Source organism: Pseudorhodobacter antarcticus, assembly GCF_900110135.1.
GTDB classification, from domain to species: domain Bacteria; phylum Pseudomonadota; class Alphaproteobacteria; order Rhodobacterales; family Rhodobacteraceae; genus Pseudorhodobacter; species Pseudorhodobacter antarcticus.
Genome location: NZ_FOCO01000037.1, coordinates 21,307 through 28,990, shown reverse-complemented (window position 1 = coordinate 28,990; position 7,684 = coordinate 21,307). Strand labels below are relative to the sequence as shown.

Annotated in this window: 7 protein-coding genes and 1 pseudogene; all 8 read left to right on the top strand. The window is 56.8% G+C overall.

Going from position 1 to position 7,684, the window contains the following annotated elements; genetic code table 11:
• Positions 1 to 129: pseudogene (locus tag BMY36_RS19570) on the top strand (IS5/IS1182 family transposase); the annotation flags it as partial.
• 266 nt (positions 130 to 395) lie between these two features.
• A complete protein-coding gene (locus tag BMY36_RS14985) occupies positions 396 to 611 on the top strand; it encodes a flagellar basal body rod C-terminal domain-containing protein (protein ID WP_050520578.1) in 216 nt (71 codons plus the stop codon).
• 1 nt (position 612) lies between these two features.
• The gene (locus tag BMY36_RS14980) at positions 613 to 1,623 is read left to right on the top strand and encodes a flagellin (RefSeq protein WP_050520577.1); all 1,011 of its coding nucleotides are present in this window, start codon (positions 613 to 615) and stop codon (positions 1,621 to 1,623) included.
• Positions 1,620 to 2,714 carry a flagellar basal body P-ring protein FlgI gene (locus BMY36_RS14975; RefSeq protein ID WP_050520576.1) on the top strand — a complete coding sequence of 365 codons (1,095 nt, stop codon included), beginning with the start codon at positions 1,620 to 1,622 and terminating at the stop codon, positions 2,712 to 2,714. The genes BMY36_RS14980 and BMY36_RS14975 overlap by 4 nt, the downstream gene beginning before the upstream one ends.
• Before the next feature lie 309 nt (positions 2,715 to 3,023).
• The gene (locus tag BMY36_RS20975; protein WP_082224906.1) at positions 3,024 to 3,707 is read left to right on the top strand and encodes a transglycosylase SLT domain-containing protein; all 684 of its coding nucleotides are present in this window, start codon (positions 3,024 to 3,026) and stop codon (positions 3,705 to 3,707) included.
• On the top strand, positions 3,704 to 5,776 hold the full coding sequence (flhA, locus tag BMY36_RS14965) for a flagellar biosynthesis protein FlhA (RefSeq protein ID WP_050520574.1): 2,073 nt from the start codon (positions 3,704 to 3,706) through the stop codon (positions 5,774 to 5,776). Before BMY36_RS20975 ends, flhA begins: the two co-directional genes overlap by 4 nt.
• Positions 5,773 to 6,552, top strand: coding sequence for a flagellar biosynthetic protein FliR (locus tag BMY36_RS14960; RefSeq protein WP_050520573.1), 780 nt, complete (start codon positions 5,773 to 5,775; stop codon positions 6,550 to 6,552). The genes flhA and BMY36_RS14960 overlap by 4 nt, the downstream gene beginning before the upstream one ends.
• Positions 6,549 to 7,643, top strand: a complete 1,095-nt coding sequence (locus BMY36_RS14955) for an EscU/YscU/HrcU family type III secretion system export apparatus switch protein (protein ID WP_050520572.1) — start codon at positions 6,549 to 6,551, stop codon at positions 7,641 to 7,643. The genes BMY36_RS14960 and BMY36_RS14955 overlap by 4 nt, the downstream gene beginning before the upstream one ends.
• Positions 7,644 to 7,684 lie beyond the last annotated feature (41 nt).

Genomic DNA, 7,684 nt, shown 5'->3' with positions numbered 1-7,684 from the left:
GACATGGGCGGCACCCTCGTGCGCACGATCGGTCTGGTTCGGGCCAAGGCCAAAATCGGGATGAAGAATCTCACCTACAACATGCGCCGTCTCGCCCAACTGGGTCGCATCAACCCTCACCCAGCCTGAAACACGGGCGAACACAGACGCAGATCATGCTGCGCATCGCCAAAAACGGCCCTGAACCGAAGGTCCGCGAAGCGAAATGGGCAGCACATCATCAAACCCAAGGCAACACTCTGTCAGTTGAAGGTCGCTGACGCGCTTTGGGCGGAACCTGCTATCCCGTTGCCGCGAAAACAGTCAAAAATCGAGGTGCCCTTAACGCGGCCCGCCCAACGGTCAGCGGCCAATTTGCAGGTGGGATACGAACTCTCTCGAACCTCAGCGGTCAAATGATCGCGGCAGTCGCGACAGATCGCCTGTCCGTTGAAACCGACGCGGGGTTTGCTGCGGCCCGCGCCAGTGCTTTGCAAGGGTTAGAACGCGCGGCAGGCGTGGACACTGACCGCGAATTGCAAAGCTTGCTTTTGGTTGAAAAAGCCTTTGCCGCAAATGCAAAAGTTATCCAGACAACGGATGAAATGCTTCAAATTTTGTTAGGAATGTAACATGGCGATGATCAGTATGGGTGACATGGCCCAAACATTTGTGCTGCGTCAAATGTCGACAAACATGAAGCAAGACGCAACCACGGCGGCAAAGGAGCTGGCAACCGGCCGCAGCGCCGATGTTGGCCGAAAACTCGCGGGTGAATTGGCCCCCTTGAATGGCATCGAAACCTCGCTGTCGCGCTTGAACGGGTATAAAGTTGCCACCGACAATGCCGCGCTGACAGCAAATGCGATGCAAAATGTCTTTGAAAACATCAATCGGTTGACCGAAAACCTCGGTACTTCTCTGCTGAACGCCGGCACGATGGAAAGCACGCGCACCCTCAGCGCCTTGGCCAATGACGCGGCGCAGCGGTTCGAGTCTGTGTTGACGGCGCTGAACACCACGGTCGGCGGTCGCTCGCTTTTTGCAGGCGTTGCAAATGATAGCCCTGCAGTCGCATCGCCAGACGTTATTTTGACCGCGCTGGAAACCGCGATCACCGCCGCAGGGGCCGTAACGGCGGATGACATCAACACGACGGTCACAGCGTGGTTTCAATCCCCGACCGGGTTTGGCGCAATCGGCTACACGGGCGGCACAGGGGCGGCGCGTTTTGCAATTTCAAGCGATGATAAGGCAGATCTGGCAATCACTGCCGCAGACCCTGCGCTGCGCGACACCTTGAAATCACTGGCCCTTGTGGCCCTTGTGGATCGGGCGACCGTGGTTCCTAATTCTGGCGTTGCAGCAGATCTGGCGCGGGCAGCGGGCACATCGCTTTTGCAAAGCGCATCTGACCGGGCCAGCCTGCAAGGGCGGCTGGGCCTAACCCAAGCGCGCATTGACCAAGCCCAAACCCGCAACACCGCAGAACAATCCATGCTGGAAATCGCCCGCGCCGATCTGGTTGCCATTGACCCGTTTGAGGCGGCAACCCGAATGGAAGCGGCGCAAACCCAGTTGGAAACGCTGTATTCCGTAACCGCGCGCCTGTCGCGCCTCAGCCTGGTGGACTTCCTGCGATGATCCGACTTTTGGTGTTCCTTTTGCTGCTGCCCGGCTTTGTTAACGCGGCCCCTATTCGGATCAAGGATCTAGTGGAATTTGATGGCGTGCGCGGCAATGATCTGGTCGGTTACGGTCTTGTCGTCGGCTTGAATGGCACAGGCGACGGCATGCGCAACGCCCCCTTCACCGAAGAGATTATGACAAATCTGCTCGAACGCTTGGGGGTCAACGTCAATGGTGAACAGTTCCGGCCCAAAAACGTTGCGGCGGTTTTCGTCACCGCCAGCTTGCCACCGTTTGCCCGCATGGGGGGCCGCATTGACGTCACAGTTTCCGCAATAGGGGATGCGAAAAGCCTTTTGGGCGGGACGTTGGTCATGACCCCCCTCAACGGGGCGGATGGTCAGGTTTATGCCGTGGCACAAGGCACAATTATCGCGGGTGGCGTCTCGACCGAAGGGGCGGCTGCGCGCGTGGTCCGAGGCGTGCCAACGGCGGGGGTCATCCCATCCGGGGCGCGCGTCGAACAAGAGGTGGATTTTGATTTTGCCGGTCTCAGCGTTATCCGCCTCGCGTTGCGCGCCCCGGATTTCACAACTGCGGGTCGCATTGAAAATGCGATCAACGCAAACTTTGGCAGATCCGTTGCTGTTATGCTGGATTCCGGCACCGTCTCGCTTGATTTGGCCTCCGCGCAGATGACATCGCCCGCCCATGTTTTGGGCAGGATTGAAAATATTTTGGTCGAACCTGAAACCCGCGCGCGCGTGGTGGTCGATCAACGCTCCGGCACAATCGTCATGGGTGCCGATGTCCGCATCAGCCGCGTCGCGGTCGCACAGGGCAGCCTTACATTGCGGGTCGAAGAATCGCCCATGGTCGTTCAACCCAACCCGTTTTCGGATGGGCAAACCATCGTTGTGCCACGCACAAACGCAAGCATCACGCCAGCGCCCGGCACAGGAATGGCGGAGCTGGAAGGGTCGACAAACCTCTCCCAAGTGGTCGCAGGCCTGAACGCGCTTGGGGTCGCACCGCATGACATGATTGATATCTTGAAAAGCATCAACGCGGCTGGCGCGCTCCACGCTGAATTCTTGGTGCATTAAGCGCTAAATGCGCGTGCAGTTGCCAGACCCAAACAAGGCAAGTCTGTGCAACTGACGCCAACAGCGGCCAAATCGCGTTTTGGCGGCAGGTCACCACATGGGCATTGGGCCAAAAGCACCAAACTTGGCCAACGCCAATTACCAGATCAGATGCACAATTTTGGGCAGATATCGCAATCTTACACCCCAAAATTTAGACAGCGCGCATCACCGTAATTTATTGGAAATGAATTACGAAATTTAAAGGAATCACCGCCATTGTGACCGGGAGGGTTCAGAAAGAACCTCCCATCAGCAGGTGCATAACAGATGCCAGATATCAAACGATCAACGCTTTATGCGCTCTGCCTCCTCCCTCTTTTTTCCAGCCCCCCAGCTGTCGCATCTGCCTCAGCGTTATGTGACGCAGCAGCCTTGGTCGCTTCGCGTCAAACAGGGGTGCCACTCTCTATTTTGCGCGCGGTTGCCTTGGCAGAAACAGGGCATACGGAAACGGACAGCCAGGCGTTTTCCAGCTGGCCTTGGGCCGTGCAATCCCAAAATCGTGGCAATTGGTTTGATACCAAAGAAACAGCGATTTCATACGTCCAAACTTTGCTTGGTGCTGGCACGCGCAATGTCGATATTGGCTGTTTTCAACTTAATTTTCATTGGCACGGCGCAAACTTCAATAGTCTGGAGGAGATGATAAATCCAACAAATAATGCCCTTTACGCTGCCCAATACCTTGACCACCTTTTCCAACAGACGAATGATTGGCGTACCGCTGTGGGGCGCTACCATTCAAAAGACAGCGCGCGCGCCAACGCCTATGTCCAGCGCTTGGAAAAAATTTATGCCACCCATTTGGCTTCCGCATCCAACGGCACATCGCAACCCGCCCGCCCAGATGACCAACCCGCAATTGCACCCCGGTTCGGCTTAACAAAGGCGCGCGGTGCCATCATTCAGGCCGTCGAGAAACCACGCAGTTTGATCGCGGGCTCCCCATGAAACACCTCACGCTGCAATCGATTTTCCAACCCACCATTTTGCTTGCGCTGGCTTTGATGGGGGTCATCGTCATGATGGTCCTGCCAGTCCCGGCTTGGCTCCTCGATATCGGGCTCGCCCTCTCTTTCGCCCTCGCGATCTTGATGTTCACCGTCACACTCTTCATCCAACGTCCGTTGGAATTTTCGGCTTTTCCGACCATTCTTTTGGCATCGTTGATGCTGCGTCTTGCGCTAAACGTCTCATCTACCAAACTGATCATCGGTCAAGGTCATACAGGCACCGATGCTGCGGGCAATGTGATCCAAGGCTTTGCAAATTTCATCATGGGTGGGTCCGTCCTCCTCGGCGTGGTGATTTTTTGCGTCCTTTTGATCGTGAACTTTGTCGTGATCACCAAAGGCGCGGGCCGCATGGCAGAGGTGGGCGCGCGGTTTGCGCTGGACGGTATGCCGGGACGACAAATGGCGATCGACAGCGATATGTCCGCCGGCGCGATTGATCACGCCGAAGCAAAAACGCGGCGTGAAAACGAACTGGCTGAAACTAACTTTTTTGGCTCGCTCGATGGTGCCTCGAAGTTCGTTAAGGGCGATGCGGTCGCAGGCTTGTTGATCACGGCGCTGAACATCATCATGGGCTTGATCATGGGCACATTGGTCCACGGCATGCCAATTGGTCAAGCCTTTGAAACTTATGCCATCTTAACGGTTGGCGATGGTCTTGTCAGTCAAATCCCCGCTGTTATCATCTCAATCGCTGCGGCCCTCTTGCTGGCCCGCGGTGGGGCCACGGGTGCTGCCGATGTCTCCTTTTTCGCGCAACTTGGCCGCTACCCCGGGGCGTTGGCTACAGTTGCTTTTCTCATGACACTTTTTGCGTTGATCCCCGGCATGCCTTTCTTGCCGTTCATGACCGGTGCAATCTTGCTTGGCGCTGCGGCCTATTGGGTGGCCGACAAGGCCGATGCCACGGCCCAAAATACGGTGGTATCCCCGCCCCCCGCCGCCGAACGGCGTCTTGGCGATGTGCTGGATTTCGACGACATTCACATCGAATTTGCGCCCGATCTTGTCGATATGGTTTTGGACCCTGCCACCGGGCTCGACACCCGCATCGCCAATATGCGCAACCATATCGCCAGTTCTTTCGGCCTCATATTGCCGGAAATTCGGCTGACGGATGAGGCGGCATTGCCGACGGGCACCTACAGAATTCGACTGCAAGGGGTTGAACAGGTGCGCGACCGCCTCCTGCCCGACCGCGTCCTTGCTTTGCTGTCCGATGGCCTTCCGCCCCCCGACGGGTTGGACGTCCGCGAACCGGTCTATGGCGCACCCGCCCGCTGGATTCCCCCAGACGCCCAAGAAGACGCCTCGATCAACGGTTTTACCGTGGTCTCCCCGACCGAGGTTTTGGCCACACATTTGCTTGAGGTGTTGAAAAACAATCTGGCGCGTTTGCTCACCTTGCGTGGCCTACGCCGGCTTTTGGATGAATTCACCAACCTCTCTGACCCCGCGCGCGCGGCCGTCAACAAACGCCTGCTGGATGAATTGGTGCCGGACAAAGTGCCCGTTGATATTTTATTGTCCGTCCTGCGTCTTTTGCTTGAAGAACGCGTGTCCATCCGCAACTTGCCCCTCATTCTTGAAAGCATAGCCGAGGCGCGGGGCCTCCCCTCCCCCGAAGCGATTTGTGAACATGTCCGCCAGCGGCTCGGCTTTCAACTTGTTGCCGCACTGCGTCGGGATGATGGCACAATCCCCCTCATTCAACTCGCCCCGGAATGGGAAAAAACCTTTTCCACCTATCAGGTTGACGGCGACAAAGGGCACCGCGATGTCGCGTTGCCACCAGATCAATTCAGTCGTTTGGCCAATAATCTGGCCGAGAAATTGAACAAAGCCGCCGAAACTGGTCTGCAACCAGCCTTGGTCACCTCCACGCTGCGGCGCCGTTTTCTGCGCACCGTGATGGGGGCAAAAGGGCTCACCGCCCCTGTCCTGTCCTATGATGAAATTGGCCTTGAGGCGCGGCCTGCGATGGTGGGGCAAGTGCCCATATGACGCCGCTGTTTGAAGGTTTGTTGGAATTAACAACCCTTACACACAGCTTGGTGTGGGAGGTGTTTTTGGTCTTTTTGCGCGTTGGCGCGGCCATGGCCTTGCTGCCTGCATTCGGCGAACAATCCATCCCCAAACGGGTGCGGGTGGCCCTGTCACTCTGCTTTACCGCCATCGTTTGGCCCGCAATATCCGGCAGTTTCTCCCCGATGGAGGCAGGCTTTGCGACCCCCGTCGCGACCGAAGTGATCGTGGGTTTGGCCTTGGGCATCGGCCTGCGGCTTTTTGTGTTCGCGTTGCAAATCGCAGGCACCTTGGCCGCACAATCCACCTCGCTGTCGCAGCTTTTCGGCGGCCAAGGCGGGGAACCACAGCCTTCAATGTCCACGCTGTTCGTGGTTTCGGGCCTGGCCTTGGCGGTGATCGCGGGCCTTCACGTCCGCATCGCCGAACTTTTCATTCTCTCCTACGACATGCTGCCCCCCGGAATTTTCCCGGACGGCAGCGTTTTTGCAAGATGGGGCGTTGGCCAAATCAGCAACGCATTTTCGCTCGCTTTTTCCCTCGCCTCCCCCTTCATCGCGGCCTCCATGATCTATAATATCGCGCTTGGTGTGATAAACCGGGCCATGCCGCAGTTGATGGTGGTCTTTGTTGGCGCGCCGGCATTGACCTTGGGCGGACTGGTGCTTTTAGCGGTGGCGACCCCTGTGATGCTGGCATTTTGGGCGCAAACGCTCAACGCTTACATAAACGCACCTTTCTCGGTCTCCCCATGAGTGAGGACCAAAGCCCGTCAGAAAAGGAGCATGAACCCAGTCAGAAAAAGCTGGATGACGCACGCAAAAAGGGCGAAATACCGAGATCTGCGGACCTGATCACGGCGGCATCTTATGTCGGATTTTTCATCGCAGGCTCGCTTTTGGGGGGGGCCGCCCTTCTTAAGGCAGGCGAGGCTGCAAAAGTTTTGCTGGGTCAGGCGGACCAACTTTCCACCCAAATGCTCGCCGGGGCTGGCAACATGACCGCAGGCATCCTCGCCACATTCGCACTGGCGCTGTCGGCATTTTTCCTTGGCCCTTTTTTTGCCGCTGCATTGATGGTCGTGGGCCAACGGTCCATGATGTTCACCTCCTCCAAACTCGCACCAAAACTAAACCGCATCTCACCTCTTGCTGGTTTCAAGAATAAATTTGGCCGCAAAGGCTTGTTTGAATTTGGAAAAAGCACCGCAAAATTGCTTCTCATCTCAATCTTGCTGTTTGCCTTTTTACGATTTGAGGCGGAGGGCATTTTGGGCCTTATTTTCCTGTCGCCCGCCCTTTCAACGGCGCTGCTGATGGAAAAAATCATGCGTTTTCTGGCCCTCGTGGCGCTAATTGCCAGCGTGATTGGTGGCATCGACTATTTCTGGCAGCGCATGGAACACATGCGCTCCAATCGCATGTCCCGCAAAGAGATGGAGGATGAGCATAAAAATTCCGAAGGCGACCCGCATATGAAGGCAAAACGTAGGCAAAGGGCGCAGGAAATTGCGACCAATTCCATGCTTTCGGATGTGGCAAAGGCGGATGTTGTGATCGTCAACCCAACACATTACGCGGTTGCGCTGCGCTGGGATAAATCCAGCGGCCGCGCGCCAGTTTGCGTGGCAAAAGGGGTGGACGAAATCGCAGCGCGGATCCGCGAAAAGGCGGCTGAGGCGGCGATCCCGCTGCATTCAGACCCACCAACCGCACGCTTGCTGTGTGCCAACTTGGCGATTGGCCAAGAGGTGCATCCTGACCAGTATCGCGCCGTTGCAGCCGCAATTCGATTTGCGGAATCCCTCCGAACAAAAATGCGCAAAAAGGGGTATGACCGCAAATGAACCAAGCCGCAAAGCTGGCCCGGCTGCAAAAAATATCTGAT

What these genes read in the sequence shown, in the direction of transcription:
- BMY36_RS14975 (WP_050520576.1), top strand. Translation starts at nt 1,620, where the DNA reads ATGATCCGACTTTTGGTGTTCCTTTTGCTGCTGCCCGGCTTTGTTAAC.
- BMY36_RS14980 (WP_050520577.1), top strand. Translation starts at nt 613, where the DNA reads ATGGCGATGATCAGTATGGGTGACATGGCCCAAACATTTGTGCTGCGT.
- BMY36_RS14955 (WP_050520572.1), top strand. Translation starts at nt 6,549, where the DNA reads ATGAGTGAGGACCAAAGCCCGTCAGAAAAGGAGCATGAACCCAGTCAG.
- flhA (WP_050520574.1), top strand. Translation starts at nt 3,704, where the DNA reads ATGAAACACCTCACGCTGCAATCGATTTTCCAACCCACCATTTTGCTT.
- BMY36_RS14985 (WP_050520578.1), top strand. Translation starts at nt 396, where the DNA reads ATGATCGCGGCAGTCGCGACAGATCGCCTGTCCGTTGAAACCGACGCG.
- BMY36_RS20975 (WP_082224906.1), top strand. Translation starts at nt 3,024, where the DNA reads ATGCCAGATATCAAACGATCAACGCTTTATGCGCTCTGCCTCCTCCCT.
- BMY36_RS14960 (WP_050520573.1), top strand. Translation starts at nt 5,773, where the DNA reads ATGACGCCGCTGTTTGAAGGTTTGTTGGAATTAACAACCCTTACACAC.